This window comes from Sediminitomix flava (genome assembly GCF_003149185.1).
In the GTDB taxonomy this organism is placed as follows: Bacteria; Bacteroidota; Bacteroidia; order Cytophagales; family Flammeovirgaceae; genus Sediminitomix; species Sediminitomix flava.
Window position 1 is genome coordinate 25,721 of sequence record NZ_QGDO01000008.1, and the last position, 20,124, is coordinate 45,844.

General features: G+C 37.9%; 10 protein-coding genes. 6 read left to right on the forward strand and 4 right to left on the reverse strand.

All coding sequences use genetic code 11. The annotated features are described in order from the left end of the window. Nucleotides 1-161: 161 nt before the first annotated feature. Nucleotides 162-1,349: an aldose epimerase family protein gene (locus tag BC781_RS21945; RefSeq protein ID WP_211323933.1), complete on the forward strand. Its 1,188-nt coding sequence runs from the start codon at nt 162-164 to the stop codon at nt 1,347-1,349. 125 nt (nt 1,350-1,474) lie between these two features. Here BC781_RS21945 and BC781_RS21950 read toward each other — a convergent pair whose 3' ends face one another. Both BC781_RS21950 and BC781_RS21955 read right to left on the reverse strand, forming a co-directional pair. Beyond that, nucleotides 1,475-2,953, reverse strand: coding sequence for a sulfatase (locus tag BC781_RS21950; protein WP_158281556.1), 1,479 nt, complete (start codon nt 2,951-2,953; stop codon nt 1,475-1,477). 59 nt (nt 2,954-3,012) lie between these two features. Further along, entirely contained in the window at nt 3,013-6,783 is a 3,771-nt protein-coding gene (locus BC781_RS21955; RefSeq protein ID WP_109622009.1) for a sulfatase-like hydrolase/transferase, read from the reverse strand. Between the two features lie 270 nt (nt 6,784-7,053). Between BC781_RS21955 and BC781_RS21960 the strand changes: the two genes are divergently transcribed. The 5 genes from BC781_RS21960 (at nt 7,054) to BC781_RS21980 (ending at nt 16,721) form a co-directional block, all read left to right on the forward strand. Then, the gene (locus BC781_RS21960) at nt 7,054-8,886 is read left to right on the forward strand and encodes a glycoside hydrolase family 2 protein (RefSeq protein ID WP_211323935.1); all 1,833 of its coding nucleotides are present in this window, start codon (nt 7,054-7,056) and stop codon (nt 8,884-8,886) included. A gap of 2 nt (nt 8,887-8,888) precedes the next feature. Beyond that, on the forward strand, nt 8,889-12,140 hold the full coding sequence (locus tag BC781_RS21965; protein WP_109622012.1) for a hypothetical protein: 3,252 nt from the start codon (nt 8,889-8,891) through the stop codon (nt 12,138-12,140). Between the two features lies 1 nt (nt 12,141). Beyond that, nucleotides 12,142-14,259 (forward strand): hypothetical protein, encoded by a 2,118-nt coding sequence (locus BC781_RS21970; RefSeq protein WP_109622014.1) that lies wholly within the window; start codon nt 12,142-12,144, stop codon nt 14,257-14,259. 180 nt (nt 14,260-14,439) lie between these two features. Next, nucleotides 14,440-15,555: a family 43 glycosylhydrolase gene (locus BC781_RS21975; RefSeq protein ID WP_109622016.1), complete on the forward strand. Its 1,116-nt coding sequence runs from the start codon at nt 14,440-14,442 to the stop codon at nt 15,553-15,555. A gap of 20 nt (nt 15,556-15,575) precedes the next feature. Next, entirely contained in the window at nt 15,576-16,721 is a 1,146-nt protein-coding gene (locus tag BC781_RS21980) for a glycoside hydrolase family 43 protein (protein WP_109622018.1), read from the forward strand. Nucleotides 16,722-16,937: 216 nt separating this feature from the next. Here BC781_RS21980 and BC781_RS21985 read toward each other — a convergent pair whose 3' ends face one another. Then, complete coding sequence (locus BC781_RS21985) at nt 16,938-18,629, reverse strand: glycoside hydrolase family 43 protein (RefSeq protein WP_109622280.1); 1,692 nt, start codon at nt 18,627-18,629, stop codon at nt 16,938-16,940. Between the two features lie 22 nt (nt 18,630-18,651). Beyond that, nucleotides 18,652-20,061: a sulfatase family protein gene (locus BC781_RS21990; RefSeq protein ID WP_109622020.1), complete on the reverse strand. Its 1,410-nt coding sequence runs from the start codon at nt 20,059-20,061 to the stop codon at nt 18,652-18,654. Nucleotides 20,062-20,124 lie beyond the last annotated feature (63 nt).

The window sequence follows — 20,124 nt, forward strand, 5'->3', positions numbered from 1 at the left end:
CTAATGATTCATATTGTATCTTTTTAAACGAAATAAACTACTTAAATGAACATAGGTTCAAGTAAGGAAGTATGTAGAAATGTAAATTAATTCATAGTCAAATCTGAAGCTTTATCAGCTTTTAGTAAACACTGAAATCAATACCAAGCACTATGGAAAATATGCATCATTTTTTTTTAAAACTATCAATCTTTTTAGTAGGATTGTTTACACTTTCTTGTTCCCTAACTAAAGAAAAGAATACAGGGACTGATTCTGAAAACCCTATAAACTCAGTTTGGTTAAAAGCCAAAAACTTTCAGTCGATAATAGAAGGGAAACCGACCAATCTTTATTTCTTATCGAATAGCAAAGGAGCAAGGGTAGCTATCACAAATTATGGTGGTAGAATTGTAGGTCTGCAAACTCCTGATAAAAATGGAGAATTAAGGGATGTTGTAGTGGGTTTTTCATCTCTACAAGGTTATATCAATTCCTCTGAAAAATATTTTGGTGCACTGATCGGAAGATACGGAAATAGAATAGCGAAGGGACAATTTGAAATAGAAGGGGTGAAATATCAGCTTCCAATCAATAATGGTGTAAACTCGCTACATGGTGGAAATAAAGGATTCCAAGATGTGGTGTGGGATGTTGTAAAGAACACTGATAAGGAAATACATTTGAGGTACATTGAAGAAGATATGAAAGAAGGCTATCCCGGAAATCTGACCGTAGATGTGATATACAGTTTCTCTGAAGAAAATGAGTTGGGTATGTCTTACAAGGCGACAACTGATAGGAAGACGGTAGTCAATTTAACTAATCATGCATTCTTTAATCTTAATGGAGAAGGGAGTGGATCGATTATAAATCATAAACTTCAAGTAGATGCATCTCATTATTCACCTGTCGATGAAACTCTGATAACACTTGGCGTACATGAAAAAGTGGAAGGTACTGCCTTTGATTTTAGAACATTTAAAACCATTGGAGAGCGTATAGAACAATCTGACATACAGTTGAAAAATGGACTAGGCTACGACCATAATTTTGTTTTGGATAAAGGCATCACTGAAGAACTGACTAAAGTTGCGACAGTAGTAGGAGATCAATCGGGTATTAGAATGGATATATTCACACAGGAACCCGGTTTACAGTTTTATAGTGGCAATTTTATGCAAAGTCAGCACACTTTTAAATCGGGTATAAAAGATGATTTCAGAACTGCATTTTGTTTAGAAACTCAGCATTTTCCTAATTCTCCAAATCAAGAAAATTACCCAAGTACAATTTTAGCTCCTAATGAAGTATATTCTACTTATTCTGTCTATCGATTTTCAGTGATTGAAGATATAGCAATGCAGTAATTAGTTGTATAGTTTTTAAAAATCCCACACTTTAAAAGTAATTTTCAGAGTGTGGGATTTTGGTGTTTTGTAGAATTAGAAGAGAGGTTTAGCTCTATTTTACTCAGCATTCATTTACCTAAATTCTAGCTCGAATGCTTCTTGACTTTATGCCATTTATTTTCTGTTCGCATAACATCTTCAAATTTTCGAGGAACTTCCAATCTTCCGCCTGTAGAAGGCGCCCATTGTTTGGGTAGTTCTTCAGATAGTTCATCCATAATTATTCTAGAGCCTTTTTTTGGGGCGATGTTCTCAAACTCGTAAGGGTCGGTGGAATGATCATAAAGTTCTTCTGTGCCATCGGGGTATCTGATATATCTGTATCGCTCTGATCTAACACTTGTATAGTCCTTACCATAAACAGTCAACGAAGGATAATCCCATTCTTTATTGGGGTTTTCAAGCAAAGGAACAATACTATTTCCATCAAGAGAATGATTTGGTTTTTCTAGTCCACAAAGCTCGATTAATGTAGGATAAATATCTACCAAACTGATGGTAGCTGAGCTTTCAGCCTGTTTCTTTTCAGGTGTTCGTACCATAAAAGGAACATAATCAGATTGATCCCAAAGTGTGGCTTTTTGCCAACGAAGTTTTTCCCCACAATGATAACCATTGTCTGACCAAAAAATAACGATGGTGTTATCAGCGTAAGGACTATTATCCAAAGCCTCAATCACTCGACCTACATTCCAATCTGCAAAAGAGGTATTTGCAGCGTATCCGTAAAGGAATTTTTGCCAAAGCTCATCATAAGCATAGTTTAGCTTCTTGTTTTTAAATTGTTTCAATGAGTCTACAAGCATAGTTCCTAAATAAGGGACATCATCTAAATCTCCATCTTTATAACCTTTTGGGCGAGTAAACTCTTTTTCGTTATAGGGTTCAAAGAAACGTTTTGGAGCAGTGTAAGGTGTATGAGGTCGCCACAAACCGTAGTACATTAAGAATGGTTTATCATGTTTTTGCGCCAAGAATTCGACAGCAAGATCACCATTAATGTTATCTGGAAAATCGCTGTCTTCACCTTCCCAAGCTTGAATACCTTTAAACTTGTTTCCGTATTGATGCTCCTTATCAGGAAAAGGGCCAAAGCCATTACCACCTCTGTTATGGTTGTCCCACATAGCCTTTTCTCTTTCGGGAGTTAAAGGATTGTGTAAAATCTTCCCTCTTCCCCAAGTGATATAGCCTTGGTGCTTGAAATATGCTGGAAAACTCTGAATCTCTTTTAGGATTGGCGAACGGTTCCAACCATCACTTCCATTGAGGTACGCGCCAGTATTGTGCGGTAAAATACCACTGAAAAATGATGCACGAGATGGGTTACAGACAGGAACATTGCAGGCAGCATTTGTAAAATTGATACTTTCTGATCGTAATTTATCGATGTATGGTGTTTGGAACATCGGATAACGATCCTTCACTGCATACCCATTCATGTCATCCACACAGATAAGTAAGATATTTGGACGCGTTTTGGTATTTTCTTTCTGTTTACAACTACTGATCACTGTAAAAAGAAGACTACATAAAAGGATAGAGGAGAGAAGGGATTTCATATTTTTAGGCATAAAGAAATCCCTCAGCATGAAATGAAATACTGAGGGATTCTGAAAATTTAATTTTTAATAAATTGAAAGCTATCTGAGGAAGTTCGCAAAATATAAACACCGCTATGCAGATGACTTAAATTGAGTTGGAGCTCCTTTTTAGCTTTTGATTTGTTTGAAAAAGTATCAATTAAAGCCCCTTCAAAAGTATAAATATCCACGCGAGTACCCTGTGGCAGCCCTTGTATATTTAGGGTGTCTTGTACAGGACATGGATAAAAGTGAAGCCCACTTCTTGCTTCCAAAAGATCACTATGGGTCACGACTGAACAATTTGCTAAATCAACAGAAACACTATTGGAGGCGTAGGCTTCATTTTCAGAAAAGACGGCGTACAGTTGGTAACTGTAGGTTTTATCACTTTCAATAGTTTCATCGATAAAAGCTGAAATGTTTTGAGCCAATTCTGCCATCAGTTCAAAAGAACCTTCAGTACCTTCTTTACGCATTAATCGATAACTTTCTTCTTCTGTTAAATCAGTCCAACTAAGGTGTATTTCTTCACAATCATTTTCGATGGTAGCACCTAGTGTATTTACTGTTTTAGAAGGAGGACTTGGGCATGAAAAGGTTATATTAGTTGTATGTTCTAACTTGAATTTGCCCTCTGTAGCAGATGAGACACAGTTTCCATTTAGCTCCAAACCCACAAAAGAGATGTTTTCAACCGCATAATTTGCAGAACTTCCCGCCAATCGATTAATCACATCGCTTGTTACTTCTGCTTTCACATTCTTGAACACCATATTTTTAATCTTATGGTTAAATTGTGGGGCTAGATTGAATAAAACTTTAACAGGAGTATCTACATTTATATTCTCAAACGTCCAATCTTGTTGTGTTTTAATCGCCTCTTCATCCCCGTTAGAACTTCCTCGGCAGTTAAAAACACCTTGGTTTTGTCCATCTCCAGGCCATTGTCCATGAATGATATCCACATTTCTGACAAGCACATTTTTAGCTTCAACAGAGTTCCAAGCCCACTGGAAACATCCGCCGTTTACAAGATGCCACATGACGATATTTTCCACCAATTGATTGTCACGATAAAGCTTAATTCCATCGTCATCGGCCCAAACAAAACTATTTGAAATATGCGTATTTTTGTAGCCAACTAAACCGTCATTATTGAAGTTCCATCCCCCAATGGTCTTTATCCAATCCATTTTATTTTCTGTACCCAAAAGGCGCACAAAGAAAGCTCCTGCTTGAGATAGTGTTATGCCTTCTACGGTGACTCCACTTACTTGTCCATTGCTTTCTAGGCCATGTGTTTTTAGGGTTGTCCAAGGGTAATATAAACCTCCTCCGTCAATGATACCTCTACCATGAATTAGGGTATTGTCATTGTCTGTATCAAACATATGCAAAGCCCCTCTCACTACAGCACCCCCTTCTATATAGACTTCTTTGATGTTATTCGGAATGTTCCAAGTATTAATGTCATGTAGATTGTCTTTGAAAACAATGGCATCAAAGGCACTTAGCTCTGTTAAATCATTTTGGTTACAAGGATCACAAATTTTAGTAGAATTACCTTCTGGAACAGGGCGTGTTTCCATCGGATCGGCAAAGATCATCAGTCCGTTTTTATACCCGTCTGCACCAAATTCAACAGAGTATTGTCCAGCTTCAGTCAAACGAAAATCTAGGGTTCGTTCATTTACTTTAGCCAATTGCACATCCTTACGTTTTGGGAGAATTTCAGCAAAAGGATAAGTCACTTTAGTTTGTCCGTTTTTAAGTCTTACCCGTACGATCGCAGAGCCTGAAAACGAGAAATTCGTCCAAGAAATAGAATTATTTAAAATCTCTTTTGACCTTGAATTATCATCTGCATTTGACTGACTTTTGTAAACCGTTGTAGCTAAAGTATCACCATCCTGAATAACACTTACTTCATAAATATCGGATACAGGTAAGAATTCATAGGAATTGTCGGAAGGGTATGTAACAAGTTCACCTGTCGCCTCCTGAAGTTTGGTATTTGGATCTGTAGGATTTTGTTCCTCGTCGTCATCTTCATCACAAGCAGTAATGCTAAGTTCAGGGTTATTGGAAACCATTTTGTTTGTACCATCGAATGGGCGTACTTGATAAATGTAATGAACTCCAATTTCAACACTTGAATCTACAAATGAATTTGCTCCTTCGCTTTTGTTCCCTAGATTAAGATAAGTAGCATCGCCATCTTTTTTTCTACGGACAATGTATTCAGTTGCACAAGGATCGGGAGTCCAGGAAAGAGTAACTTCTTGACAAGCTGTACGTGTGGCCGATAAATCCGTAAGATTTGCAATACCTTCGCACTCTGTAGTTGATTTTCCCGTATAAATTGTAGGTGCAGTTCCATCTCCAGCTTGTCCATTTCCTTGATTGATTCGGATTTGGTTACCCTCTACCAACATGCTATTGATCTGAGATTTTAAAGATGTCACCACTTGGCTGTTAGAAGTAAATCCTTCAGTTCCGTATAAATTCGTCCATTCGTAAGGATCGTTTTCAATGTCATAAAGCTGGCTTTGATCACCTTTATCAACGTAACGCCATTTGTTGGTTTTGATGATATTTTGATCGCCATAGCTCATAAAAATAGGCTTATCCCAAGAAGTATCATTAGCATCAGCCAAGAGCGGACTCAAGTCGTTACCTTGAGCATCTGATTTTGTATCTAAACCACAAAGGGAAACTAGAGTGGGATATAAATCTTGTAAGCTGACTACTTTTTGACATACTTTTCCATTACCTTCTGCGCTCGGGTTGTAAATAATCAAAGTTGTATGATGAGCGATATCAAAAACCGCATGTTTGCTGAAACGGTCTTTTTCGCCCAAATGCCAACCATGATCGCCTAAAAATACGATAATCGTATTATCCTTAAACTTACTCTCATTAAGTGCATCTAACATAATTCCTACATTATGATCTGCGTAAGTCATATTTGCAAGGTATGCACGTAAAGCCTCTTGATACACCCCATCGGCTATGACATCTTTATAATTTTGCGTGCCATTGTAACTAGCTTTTATATCATCTGCATCATTGGTCAAATACCCTTTCGGAGTAGGTAGGTCATCTGGATTAAACATGTCGAAGAACTGTTTGTGCGCATTCCATGGCAAATGCGGTCGGAATAGGCCTATAGCCGCAAAAAAAGGTTTTTCACCTTCATATTCACTTATCCATTTGGCCGTAGCATTGGCCAACTTCGTATCACCAGTGGTATTTAGGTCAAATTCTCCTGCACTCCACTTAAATAAGCCATCTGTTTCAGATTCCCATTTATAAAAAGAACCACCATTACTTCCTGTTCCATCTACGTATAACTCAGACCAGTTATTTGGGTCAACTTCTTCTCCTTGCATTTTACCCGGATGGTAAAGTTTTCCACCACCAAAAACATGATAGCCGTTTTGTTTGAAGTATTCGTTCATCGTAATGACCTTCTCAAATCCTGCCTTATCACGAATATACCCATCGCCATTACTGCTAATTCCAGAGGTAGAGGGTCTAATGCCTGACCAAATCGCATTACGAGAAGGATTACAGACTGGAGAAGAGGCATGAGCATCGCTGAATAGTACGCCTTTATCCGCTAAAGCATCTAAGTTAGGGGTAATTGATTCAGGATAGTAACCAATTTTTTTTAGCCAATGGTTGAAGTCATCAGCCATTATAAATAGCACATTTTTCTGCTCTTGTGCATGAGCAGGTATCGTAGTTATTCCTATAAAAAGAATGAACCACAACATTCTATTTTTGAGAAATATTCTTAGCATTTTATATGCATTTATAATCCCATGTAATAGGTATAATCTGGGATTGTTTATAGATTTTATCCAAGGAAATAGACCAACTTTTTAAGTGGAACTTATTTCAATATTTCGGGAAAATACATACATATCTAAAGTGACAATTGTCTCAAATCTTTTTAGACTGTTCACACTGTGTATTTTTTACAATAAGCCAAAAAGGCAATTTCTTGAATTGATTTGGCAAGTAAAGTGTGTAACAGACCTTTTAATTGTAGCAAAAACAAATAAAATGTCATGATACATAGAAAATTGACTTATTTGACTTTTGCTCTTTTAGTAATGCTGTCAACTATTTCAGTCTTGAATGCTCAAGAATGGAAGAAAGCTGAAGCACCACTAGAAACAGTTTGGGCATCAAAAGTAGATACAGATTCGGTTTTACCTGAATACCCTAGACCTATTCTCCAACGAAAAGACTGGATGAATTTAAATGGTATTTGGGAATTTCAAGAGGCTGAATTATCAGATAGAGTTCCTTTCAAAACTTTATTAGATGAGAAGATACTTGTACCGTATCCTATCGAATCAGCCATGTCTGGTGTTCGTAGACAACTAAAAAATCATAGAGCTTGGTATAGAAGAACTTTTGATATTCCAAAAGATAAAGCATGGAAAGATAAAGAGTTCATTCTTCATTTTGGTGCGGTAGATTATGAAGCAGTTGTTTACGTAAATGGACGTTGTGCAGGTCAGCACAAGGGCGGTTATGATGCTTTTAGTTTCAATATCACATCTTTCCTTGAAGAAGAAGGTGAGCAAGAACTCATTGTTCACATTTATGATCCAGGAAATATAGAAGGCATCGCAATTGGGAAACAAAATAATGAACGCTTCTCTGATCCACAAAGATATACTTATAGCTCATCTTCGGGAATTTGGCAAACAGTTTGGATTGAGCCTGTAAGTAAGAGCTACATTAAAGATTTACACATAACGAATGATATAGACCATAAAACGATTACGGTCAAAGCAATTCCTGAATCTCAAAGAAATAGTCATGATGTATTTGTGGCTGTAAAAGAGGAAGGCCGAATTGTGGCAACTGCTCGAGGAAAAGTAAATAGGGATATTGAATTAGCTATCCAATATCCAAAGCTATGGTCGCCAGATGCCCCATTTTTATATGATGTAGAATTAATTTTGATGGATTCTAATAAGGTTTTAGATCGAATTCAAAGTTATACGGGAATGCGTAAAATAGCCTTGGGAGAAGGGGTAAAAGGATTAAAAGTGATTGAACTTAACAACAAAGCCATTTTCCAAATGGGGCCATTAGATCAAGGATATTGGCCTGATGGAATTTATACGGCTCCAACAGATGAGGCTTTGAAGTGGGATGTAGCTCAGATCAAAGAATTTGGTTACAATATGATCCGAAAGCATATCAAAATAGAACCGCAAAGATGGTACTATTGGTGTGACAAATTAGGCATTTTGGTATGGCAGGATATGCCGAATACGTTCAAGCAAAGAACAGAGGAGGAGAAAACTTTATTTGAGGTTGAACTACAAGAAATGGTGAAAGAACATTGGAACCATCCTTCTATCATTAATTGGGTGGTGTTCAATGAGCATTGGGGAATTTATGATCCAGTCCGATTGACTGAAATGGTGATGGCATTAGACTCACACCGTCTTGTTACAGGAAATAGTGGTATTGATGCGGGTAAGCCCAATATTGACTATGAGGTAGGTCACATAAAAGATAATCATTCATACCGTCCGCCGAATGTCCCTTTTGTAACTCAAAAAAGAGCTTCAGTTTGTGGAGAATATGGAGCGATCGGGTATAAAGTTAAAGGGCATATCTGGGATGTCGATGGACCTTGGGTACACCATAATTACAAAGGACTTGAAGATGCTACAAGCGAGTATGAGAAGTTTATCCAACAGATTGTAGACTTCAAAAAAGAAGGACTTAGCGCAGCCGTTTACACACAATGGACGGATGTTGAGAATGAAATGAATGGAATTTATACCTATGATCGTAAGGTCATTAAACTAGATAAAGAACGTGTCAAGAGGGCAAACCTTTCGACTTATCAAAAAACTGACAAACCATTATAATAATGAGAATTATTCTACACTATACATTACTCTTATTCACTTTTATAGCTCCAAGCTTTGCATTGGCTCAATTGGAGACGGTTTCGTGGCCTGAAAGCCAAGATGTACTTTCTGATCGTTACCGAGTACGTATGCGATTAGTAAATAGTACAGGCGACTCGCAATGGAAAGATGTAGAGACTTTGATGTCTATTCCTAGAAATTATGATGTGGAAAAACATGGTTTCCCTGCTGAAGATTTTAAAATGGAAGGAAATGAGTTAATCCATAAAATTGCAGGTGGAGATGCGTGTACGGACTTCTTAGAGGATAGAAATCTATCTTTTATTCCTTTTGCCTTTGAAGGTAAAATAGAAGTTGAAGTTACAAAGTTATATGGTGAAAGTGCAGAACGAGTAGAAATCACACCGAGTGCATTCGAAATCAATCCACATTATTTCACAGGGAAAACGGTCCGTTTTTTTATGGAAAAACCAGAATATATTTCTGTAAATTTTGTGGCTAACGATAATAAAGACAATGATCGTTTCAATGGATTTAACATCAAGTATGGTTTGATGTTATTCGGTGATCAATTAGAAAAAAATGCGGCTTATTCAATTCCTAGTCCAACAGGTTCTGGAGTTGTTGTTTGGGATAATGACTTAGATTTGGATGTAATCTTGAATGCAGACATTATTTATTTTCCTCCGGGTGATCACAAAATGAAAGATCATAAAGAGAATAATAATGAATGGATCAAAGACGCTAGTTTAGAAAAGTCACTTCCTCTTTACCACGGTCAGTTACGATTGAGAAAAGAAGGGCAGAAAGTCTACATTGCACCTGGTGCTTACGTTAGAGGTGCTTTTAATGCAAATGGCAATAAAAATTGTTGGCTTTACGGAAGAGGAATTATTTCTGGTCGTGATTATTTGATGCATGAAATTATTCATTACGATGGAGAACAAAGTAATGGTGTTTGGATTCAGACTACTCAGACAAAAGCAGCTTTCTGTCACTTTTCTGATGGCGCTCAATATCATGGTGTGATTTTTAAAGAAGCTTTCCACCATACTTGTCCGAGCGGAAAAAATACAACAATCAGAGATATCAAAATTATCGGGTGGTGTTCAAATAATGATGGTATCAGACCTTCTAGAGATAGTAATGTAGATCATATTTTCATTAAGACAAGTGATGATTATGATTATGCACGTGATGATCATAGTGTTACAAATTCTGTATTCTGGCCAGGCGTAAATGGAGCAATCGGTATGTTGGGATGGGGAAATTTGGGTAGCGGTTATGCCAAATATAAAAATAACTACCTGATCAATAGCGAATGGAGTAGTGAGAATAAGAAAAATACAGGATTTATTGGTTCTGTGGCTGATGATGGCATCAAGCTAGAAAATAATATTATTGAAAATCTAAACATTGAAAGTCCGACAGCCTACTTAGTAAATGCTACTTTAGAAAATAAGAATAATTATAAAGAAGGTTATTTACGAAACTTCCTTTTCAAGAACATAAAAACAAGTCATCCTTTTATGTTACCGAATGGTACTTTTGTAAAACAAGACATGAAAGGGCTGAAAAATAATTGGATTGAAGGATGGGTATTTACCAATCTTGTTGTTGGTGGGGAACTTGTAACTTGGGAAAATTATAAAGACTACTTTGATCTTAACCTTGTAGGAGATAATGGGACAAATGTAGATGAAAAGAATTGGGTTAGAAATATCACTTTCAATTCTCAAGGAGATATTCATGAAATTACAGTTACTTCCAATCAAGGTGGTACTTTTGCCCCACAAGGAAAAGACAGATTGATCGATTGCCCAAGTGGAACAGATCAAACGTTTTTCTTTACACCAAATGAGGGCTACAAAATAAAAGAAGTATTATTGGATGGTGTAAGTCAAGGACATATCCAATCTTTGCACTTGGCAAATGTAACAGCCAATCATGAGATTGAAGTGATTTTTGAAGCAGGTGAAAATGTGTTTGACAATTCTCCATTTTCTGCTCCAGATTGTACGAATCTTCAAGGGATTGGTCAATTAGGTGCAAGTCATGCCGATTGTGATTATGTATTTTTAGAATGGGGAGCAGACCCTTGTGCTACTTCTTATATTGTGAAGAAAAGACTCAAAGATACTGGCGATTTTCAAGAAATAGGAACTACAGAAAGTGCCTTCTTCAGAGATGAAGACATTGAGGAAAATACGACCTATGAATATGTAGTTGTATCTCAAAATGATTCAGAAGAAAAAGAATCATCAATTATGCAGTTGATCATGGAAGAATGTGGAACGCAAGCTTGTACATTTCAAGATATCGATCAACTAGATTTAAAAATAAAGAACTGTGGAGAAGTTCAACTATCATGGTCATCGCAAAGATGTGTTGAAAACTACATTGTAGAAAGAAAAGAAGAGGGTGAGGCTGAGTTTTCAATTTTGGAAACGATTACAGAAACTTCTTATACAGATACTAATGTGGTTGAGGGAGTGACTTATACTTATCAAATTAAGCCCGTTTTCGGTGAACTTGTTGGTTCTTCTGCTCAACCAACGATTGTAATTCCGGCGTGTATTTCGGGTAGTTATTTCCAATTAATCAATAAAGTATCTGGACATGTTTTAAGACCTTTTAGCCAAGAACAATCTGCCATTGCTCAAATCGAAATCAGTGCTGCCGATGTTTGGTCAGTTTGGAAAATGGAACCCCAAGGAGCTGGTTTTGTCAGTTTTAAAAATATGAATACAGGCAAATACTTGAGTATGCTTAGTGATGTTGAAGGAGAAAATATTACAACGAGTCTGAGTGCTGGAAATAATGAAAAGTGGGAGATTATTTATTCATATGATGGCTATTTTAGATTGTATAATCCTTCTATTCAACGATATATAAGAGCCAAAAGTACCGAAGAAATGCTCAATCAACCCAATGGGGAAATTTGGGTAGAAGTAAGTTCAAAATATGAAGAAGATGATCTTATGCAATGGACCGTAGCTTCGGTTTCTTATGCCGATTATATTACGTCCTCAGATGATCAATTGAGAGAAAATAAGGTTTCCCCAAACCCTATACAAGATTATATAGATTTGATCTATGACTTACCCTCTTTTGACCGATACATTTATTCTGCATCGGGTACTTTGGTCAAACGTTTTGGGGTGAATCAAAAGTTGGATGTAAGAAACTTATCTTCTGGTCTATACATTTTAGTCTGCGGAAATGAAAGGTATAAATTTGTGAAAAACTAATATGAGGTTAGCAAATAAACTATTACTCATGGGTATTGGTCTAGCGTTGCATTTTGGTGTATTTGCACAGCAAATGAAACCAAACATTCAGTTTGATACACAAAACCAAGAAATACAACTCTTTTTGGGAGAAGAAAAATTACTCTCTTCTCCCTCAAAAGGGCTTTGGCAAGTTTCCACCACTTGGGAAAACCGATGGTTTGGAAATTGGATGTATACAAAACCAAATGCAGTAAGCTATCTCAATGACAAAATCATTCTTGAGGGCACGCTTGAATTAGCAGAAGGGAACCTTCAGTTGAAAGATGTTTACTCAGAAGAAGGGAATCTGATCAAGGTAAAAAGAAGGTATACTTGGTTAGGAACGGACACTCTCAAACATGTCACATTAGGAATCTCTTATGAATTAGCGCAAGCGACAAAAGATATCCTAATGCCCTCAGTCTTGTATTATGGAAATCCTTCTGGTAAAAAAAGCGAAATGACGCCTTTTTTAGAGGGAAAAAATGGAGAAGAAATCTTGCTTGAAGAACATCGATTTCCAATGCCTTTTGTGAGTGTTGAACAGAAGCATTTACAAAAGCCACACGCTGTTACTTTGCATAGTATTCCTTCGCCATTAGCAAATGCGAATCGTGAAGATCAGTGGTGGTCGATGGGGTGTAAACTAGAGGAAGATAAAACGATCCTACAACTTCTTTCTGGAGCTTGTGCGTTCAATCAAGAAAAAAGCGTGATCAAAGCTTTCCAAGGAAAAAAAGGGAAGCCCATGTTTGCTGATTACGATCATGCTTACCTAAATCTAGCACCCGAAGCAGTGATTGAAAAAACTTTCTACTTGCAAGTTTATCCTTTTGAAAATAAGGGCAGTGGTTTCCAAAAATCCGTACAAACATCTATTGACCTATTCAAACCAAGCCAAAAGGAATTCCCAAGTATTTTAGAAATTAGCAAGCAAAAATATGCCTTCAATAATACCCGTTGGATCGAAGGGGAAAGTTATGCAGGTTTCAACCAGTTTGATACGGATAATCCGCAGTTTCAACCCAAAATTGTATTGGGTTGGGTTGGTCAAGCGGCAGCTCCTGCCTATTATTTGAATGCACTCAATGATGTATTTCAAAGTAAAAAGGATTTAGAACGTGCACAGAAATCACTGGATTTTATTAGTACAGCTACGTTCAGAAAAGATGGTCTTGGTTTTTACACTTGGTATCATATATACCGTAAAGAGTGGGGAGAGCGTCAATGGAAACAAAATCCTGAACTTCTATCACAAGGGCAAACGATGTACAACATTGCCAGAGCGATCCTGACTGCCGAAAGAAAAGGAAATCTGGATACCAAGAAGTGTCGCAACTTCTTAAAAAAAGCCTCAGACTATCATGCTGATCGTATGCTTAAAAATGATTGGCATCCAAAATCGACCAATGAAGGATTTTTTATCGCTCCGTTTTGCCTTTCTTATCAGATTTTTGGAGAAAAAAAATATTTGAAAGCAGCCGAAAAAGTAGCGCAGTATTATGGAAAACGTCATTTAGATATGAGTGAACCATATTGGGGAGGTACGCTAGATGCTAAATGTGAAGATAAAGAAGGTGCTTGGGCTGCCTTACAAGGTTTTTTAGATTTATATAAAACTACAAAGGAAGAGAAATACTTGGATTGGGCACAACATGCCTGTGATGTGGTACTGAGTTATGTCTATGTTTGGGATGTAGCTTTACCCGCAGGTCGTTTGAGTGATCACCAATTCAAAACAAGAGGTTGGACTTCGGTTTCCGTTCAGAATATGCATATAGATATTTATGGCGTATTGATCGCACCTTATATCTATGAATTGGGTGAACTGACAGCCAATAAACAATTGAAAGATATGGCTTTACTGATGTACAGAAGTTGTGGGCAGCTGATTGATGAATATGGAAGTCAAGGGGAGCAAGTTCAACAAACTACTTATACGCAAGACAGTCGAAAGTTAACTCATGATATTTCAGAATTTAGAGGAAATTATGTAGAAGATTGGACCGTGTTTTGGATCACTGCACATTTCCTAAATGCGGCTGCTCAATTTCATGAAATGGGCATACCATTAGATTGCTCGAAAGAGACACTTTAGTTGCTTATTTTACCATCAAAGTACAGAAAGACAAAAGCAGAAAATAGTCAAGTCTTAATCGGATTTAAGCTTGAAATACTCAGATTAATCTAGCTTTTGCCCTTTTGAATTATTGTCCAAATGTGATATTCAGTTCCAGAATTTAGTTTGTAGGTTTCGGACAGAATCAGCGCAATACAGATGAACATGACTATTTTCGTTATATTTAGAAAATTAACTTTTACAGTAGTATTTGGTGTCATTTTATTAGCATGTACACCCAAGCCTCATCAACTACAAGGAAGTATTGAAGAAGGAAATGCTAGTAAAAATCAAATCAGTAAAAAAGAACAATTGGAGCAACGCAAAGAAGCGGTTCATCTGATGGATGGTGTATGGATGCGTGACCCTTTTATTCATTTGGCAAAAGATGGTTATTATTATTTGTCTTGTACTAGACGAAATAGTGATTATCCCTCAGCAGAAGCAGCTATGCAATTTTACCGAAGTGCTGATTTGGTAGATTGGGAAGATCTCGGAGTTCAATTCGATTATAGAGATTATCAATGGGCGAAAGAGCTAGACCGTAAAAGTAAAGAGAGAGGTAAAACACCAATGATTTGGGCTCCAGAAATCTATCAAGTTGATAATAAATGGTTGGTGTTGAGCACCTCAAATCTTCAATCGGGTACTTTGATGCGCTCGAAAGGCAATGCGCTGGAAGGACCTTTTGAAGAAATATTCAAAGGATTTGGTCATCAACATGATCCTGCATTATTCTTTGAGGAAGGAAAAACGTGGCTAGTCTCTAAATGTGCTGAAATTAGAGCTTTGAAACCTGACTTCTCGGGTTATGAGGGTGAAACCATTAAGATTGGACCGAGTGATCGTAAGCTTGGCCATGAGGGGTGTTACATCTTCAAAATAGACGATAAGTATGTGCTATTCGGGACGGCTTGGAGTACCGACCAGATGCGTAAAGGTTCTTACAATTTATATTATTGCACTGCCGATCAACTCACTGGACCTTATGGCCCTCGCAAATTCGCAGGACGTTTTATGGGACATGGAACACCCTTTCAAGATAAAGAAGGGAAATGGTGGTGTACGGCTTTCCTAAATGGTACTTACACCAGTCGTGAAGCTGTAGATGCAGGAAAAGCAGACAATGGAGAGAAGGCATATACCATAAATAAGCAAGGACTCACACTTGTTCCGATGGACATCCGAAAAGAGAACGGAGAGATTGTAGTTGAGGTCTACGATTCACTTTACGCAAAACCAGGAAAAGAAGAAGTTCAAAACTTCAATTTATAAAAGCATCTAACCCCATAGCTATGAGCGCAAGAATATCATTTTTAGTAATATCCTTTTTCGGATTACTTTTTGGAGCGTGTCAGAATTCGCATGAAAAAAAAGCTGTATTTGAATACCAAAATCCGATTTCTGACGGATTAGACCCTAAAGGACTACGAGATTGTCAAGTTTTAAAAGACGGGGATTGGTGGTACCTGACAGGAACTTCTTATCCGCATTGGTCAAGACAAGAAAATGAAAACGACCCTTCAAGTCTGAATAAAGGAGTGGCACTGTACAGGTCTAAAGATATGCTCAAATGGGAGTTTGTCAAATATATTGTAGAAAGACCACAAGCAGAAAAATGGTATTATCGTAGATTTTGGGCTCCAGAAATTCAGAAAATCAAAGGAAAATACTATGCACTGTTCAACTGTCGGAATGATGAGCTAGGTTATGTAGGACAATTTGGGGGCTATGCCGTAGCCGATCAAATTGAAGGGCCTTATACTGTAGTCACCGATGAAAAACCCTTGATGAAAGGGAATGACCTTACTTTTTTTGAGGAAGAAGACGGCTCAGTGTATGCTTTCTGGAATCAAGGCCGCCAATTTGGGATTGGTTTTGCAAAAATTGATCTTGAAAAAGGGGAATTTTTAACCAAACCACAATCCGCAATCCGACCAGGAAAAGTAGATTATGCCCTAGATGAACATGGGAATAGATTGAAAGAACCTGCTTATGATGGCCGATTGAAAGACAAAGTGGCGAAATATCATACTTGGGATGCCATAGGAATTGAGGGTGCTTACGTGATTAAAAACAAAGAAACCTATTATCTTTTCTATTCGAGTTGGACGAGAGGTTATGAAATTGGTTATGCAACATCTGATAAAATTACTGGGCCTTGGGTGAAATATGAAAGTAATCCATTTTATGGAGCAATGAATAAAGATAAAGTTGCTCAAGCAGGTTTCGAATGGAGCGGTGATCCAAACAGTCCTTTCAATCAAGTGGGGCACAATGAAATATTTAAAGGGCCTGATGGAAGGTATTGGCTTTCTTGTCATGGCATTCAACCTGGAGGCTCCCCTTATTTAGTATATGACCCTATTTGGTTTGACGAAGATGGAAATATGCAATCAAATGGCCCAACGTATACGAAACAATCAATTGTTTTAAACTAGAACTATTTAAGGAAGATATTTAAGATCATAGTTTATGGGGACATGAAGTTTGATGTTGTGGAGGCTACAGAGAACGGATTGATCCCTATAAGCTTTTTTATTTTCTCATTTTTGAGGAGAGGTAGATTGAAATCATTAGCATAAATAAGTGTAGAACATAAGTGAAAAACGTGTATTATCAGTTTACTGAAATAATACACGTTTTCTTTTAAAAGCTTATGGCACTACATTCTTATTAGGAGCATATTCAAACCAATCAAACCAAGCCGTTTGCTTACTTTTTTGACCGTTTGAGCTAGCATACATTCCTACATAAGCGCCAATAAATCCGCCCGAAAAGTTAGAACAAAGCGCATTTGCCGATTGTACTGCGCCGATTTCTTTCAGCTCATTTTCTGATTTACCATAATAGAATTGAATGTCCATACCGTTTACTTTCATCCCAAGTACAACCTCCTTAGCAGCGTATGGCACTCTCGCTACTTCTGTTTCTTTATAGACTTTACGATTTTTAGCATTGAATGCTTTTACGATCGTGAGGAAGTTTTCTTTTCCTTCTTTCACGAGGCAAAAACGGTAGTGAAAACGCTCATTTTGCAGCGCAATTAAACCCGCTGTTTCATTTTCTTTCTTTGGAGAAAAAGTCATTTTGGTCTTTACTTCAAACTCAAAATGTTCGAGCCTTCTAGCCAAAAGAGATGGATTTGCTCGCTCTTTTACACTTTCTGCGCGTAGGGGTAAACCGATACGGGCTTTTTGTGTATCCTGAATGAGCCAATCAGTTTGTGGAGTACGAAGGAAGTTCCATTGTAAACCTAAATTTTCTGCTGTAAAATCATCACGTATTGGGTTTTCAGTAAATGGAAAAAGGGGTAAATCAGGTCGTTTTTCTTTGAGCTGTACCTTTCCAATTCCTGCATTGAATACGGGTTTTGTTCCTTGAAATTCTACTGCTGTGAGGTAACTTTCTCGCCCCAAGTAATAATTGCCATCCAACTTTCGGACACCGAGCATAACCCCCCACCAATCGCCATGCTGTGTTTGTACCAAATCGCCATGACCGATGGTCGTAAGTGGGTAGTTCTTGCCCAAATGTCGGTGTGTAAGTAAGGGATTGGCATGAATGGGTGCGTATGGGCCAGTAATAGAATCAGCTAAAAAACCTGTAATTGCATGATCGTTCCATGTGCCACCTTCAGCAGCCAATAGCAAGTATTTGTCCTTTATCTTGTAGATGTGAGGGCCTTCTGTAAATCTAGCATTACTGGCATGACCACTTGTAAGGAATTGAGGCTTTCCGAGAAGCTCGCCTGTTTCCAATTGAAGTTCTTGGAGGTAAATTCGATCTTCGCCCTCCCAATTTCTTCCAAATTCGTGAGTAGAACCCAAGTAATACACCTTTCCATCATCATCCCAAAAGATGGTAGGGTCAATACCTAAAGAATTCTTGATCCAAATTGGGTCAGACCAAGGTCCTTCAGGGCTGTCTGCGGTCACATAAAAGTTGTTACCGCAATTGCAATCATTTTTACTTTGCTTGCAGGTCACGACCACATAATATTTCCCCTCATGATATCTGATCGTTGGTGCCCAAATACCCGCAGAAGCTTTGGTATTAACCATATTCAACTGTGATTTCCGATCTAAAACATGCCCGATCTGTTGCCAATTGACGAGGTCTTTACTGTGAAAAATCGGCACCCCCGGAAACCACTCGAAAGAGGAATTGACCAAGTAGTAATCATCCCCAACCCGACAAATAGAAGGGTCAGGATGAAAGCCCGAAATAATGGGGTTTTGGAAGTGATCTTCCCCCAAACTATTATTGAAATTCTGTGCGAAACAAGCCTTTTCACCTGTCCAAAAAGCACACAGAAATAGCAGTGTATAAATATAAAACGGTCTCATGTGATATGTTAAGCTTACATTTTTATTCATATTTCCATTTAGATAGCCAAGGATCGTTGGTGCGTTCTTGGAAGTTTCTGAGTTGACTGACCATCGATTTCAACATCTCTTGATGATGTGGCGAGTTGATCAGGTTTACGGTCTCGTTCGGGTCATTTTTTAGGTCATAAAGCTCAAATTGTGGATGATGTAAAAAGCTTTCGATGCTGCGTTGCCCGTAATTTTCCATCTCATTTTGCGCTACATATTGCCAAGTCGCCGATGCCCAAAGGTCTGAGGCAAAAGGATAAGTGAGTGGGTATGCAATATTGTAGATCAGCTTGTAATCTTGGTTTCGGATGACACGCATGGGGTAATACATCGTCACTTCATGAAAGTTGTGCGCCGCATAGATTTGCGCTGCTCCTTTTGCATTTTTATCTTCCAATACTTTTTTGAAAGAAAGCCCTTGCACATCTTCCAATGCATTTCCGGTGGCCAATTCATACAGCGTAGGGCTAAGATCAACCCAACTTACAAGCTGATCTCTTTGTGTTCCTTTATCATGTTGATTGGGCATTTTCACGATAAGTGGCAATTCCATTCCTGCTTCATAAAGCATTGTTTTTGCTCCTGGGAATGCCACTCCGTTATCTGAAAGGTAAAGAATTATGGTATTCTCGTATTTCCCGTTCTTTTTCAAAATAGAAATCAAACGAGCAACACCTTGATCCACCCGACTTACGGACTCATAATATTGCGCTAATTCTTGACGTGTGGCTTCTGTATCTGGCAAGAAAGGAGGTACAATTACTTCTTCTGTGGTGTAACTAAGCGTTTCAACTCCCTTGTAGCCTTCTTTTTTATTTCCAAAAACATCGGGTTTGTAAGGATGGGATTCAATGACGCCTCCACCTCTGTGTGGATCGCAGGTACAGAAATAAAGGAAAAACGGTTTCTCTGTCTTTTCAATAAAAGCTTCGCAGGTTTCTGCCATCGAAACCGGATTTCGGCAATTGCCACCTAAAACGGTCTCAAATTTATAAACAGCTTCTGGCGCAAGATGGTATTTCCCGATTCTTGCTGTCTGATAGCCTGCTTCCTTCAAGTATATGGGCAGACTTTTCTCTCCATCAAATGTACTAAAATGATGGTATGCATGTGCATGTCCGTAATGCCCAGTACTGTGTCCGAATTTTCCCGTTAAAATCACCGAACGGCTGGCGCTACAACTTGCCGAAGTACAAAAAGCATTATTAAAACGGATGCCTTCGTTGGCTAATTGGTCAATCGCTGGCGTTTTAATCACAGGATTACCATAAGCCCCAATGGCTTCTTTTCCATGATCATCAGCGATAATCATTACTATATTCGGGGCTTTCTGTACTTGGGCTCTCAATACGGATGGCATGCATAAGAAGCACAAGAGTAGTACATAATTTTTGTTTTGCATATGATTTAGGTGAGGTTAGAATTTGATCTGATCTACTTTCAAGCTACACTAAAAAAGTAGCGA

Bases quoted from the DNA above. Each gene is read 5' to 3' on its own strand.
- BC781_RS21945 (WP_211323933.1), top strand. From the start codon at position 162: ATGCATCATTTTTTTTTAAAACTATCAATCTTTTTAGTAGGATTGTTT.
- BC781_RS21950 (WP_158281556.1), bottom strand. From the start codon at position 2,953: ATGAAATCCCTTCTCTCCTCTATCCTTTTATGTAGTCTTCTTTTTACA.
- BC781_RS21955 (WP_109622009.1), bottom strand. From the start codon at position 6,783: ATGCTAAGAATATTTCTCAAAAATAGAATGTTGTGGTTCATTCTTTTT.
- BC781_RS21960 (WP_211323935.1), top strand. From the start codon at position 7,054: ATGATACATAGAAAATTGACTTATTTGACTTTTGCTCTTTTAGTAATG.
- BC781_RS21965 (WP_109622012.1), top strand. From the start codon at position 8,889: ATGAGAATTATTCTACACTATACATTACTCTTATTCACTTTTATAGCT.
- BC781_RS21970 (WP_109622014.1), top strand. From the start codon at position 12,142: ATGAGGTTAGCAAATAAACTATTACTCATGGGTATTGGTCTAGCGTTG.
- BC781_RS21975 (WP_109622016.1), top strand. From the start codon at position 14,440: ATGAACATGACTATTTTCGTTATATTTAGAAAATTAACTTTTACAGTA.
- BC781_RS21980 (WP_109622018.1), top strand. From the start codon at position 15,576: ATGAGCGCAAGAATATCATTTTTAGTAATATCCTTTTTCGGATTACTT.
- BC781_RS21985 (WP_109622280.1), bottom strand. From the start codon at position 18,629: ATGAGACCGTTTTATATTTATACACTGCTATTTCTGTGTGCTTTTTGG.
- BC781_RS21990 (WP_109622020.1), bottom strand. From the start codon at position 20,061: ATGCAAAACAAAAATTATGTACTACTCTTGTGCTTCTTATGCATGCCA.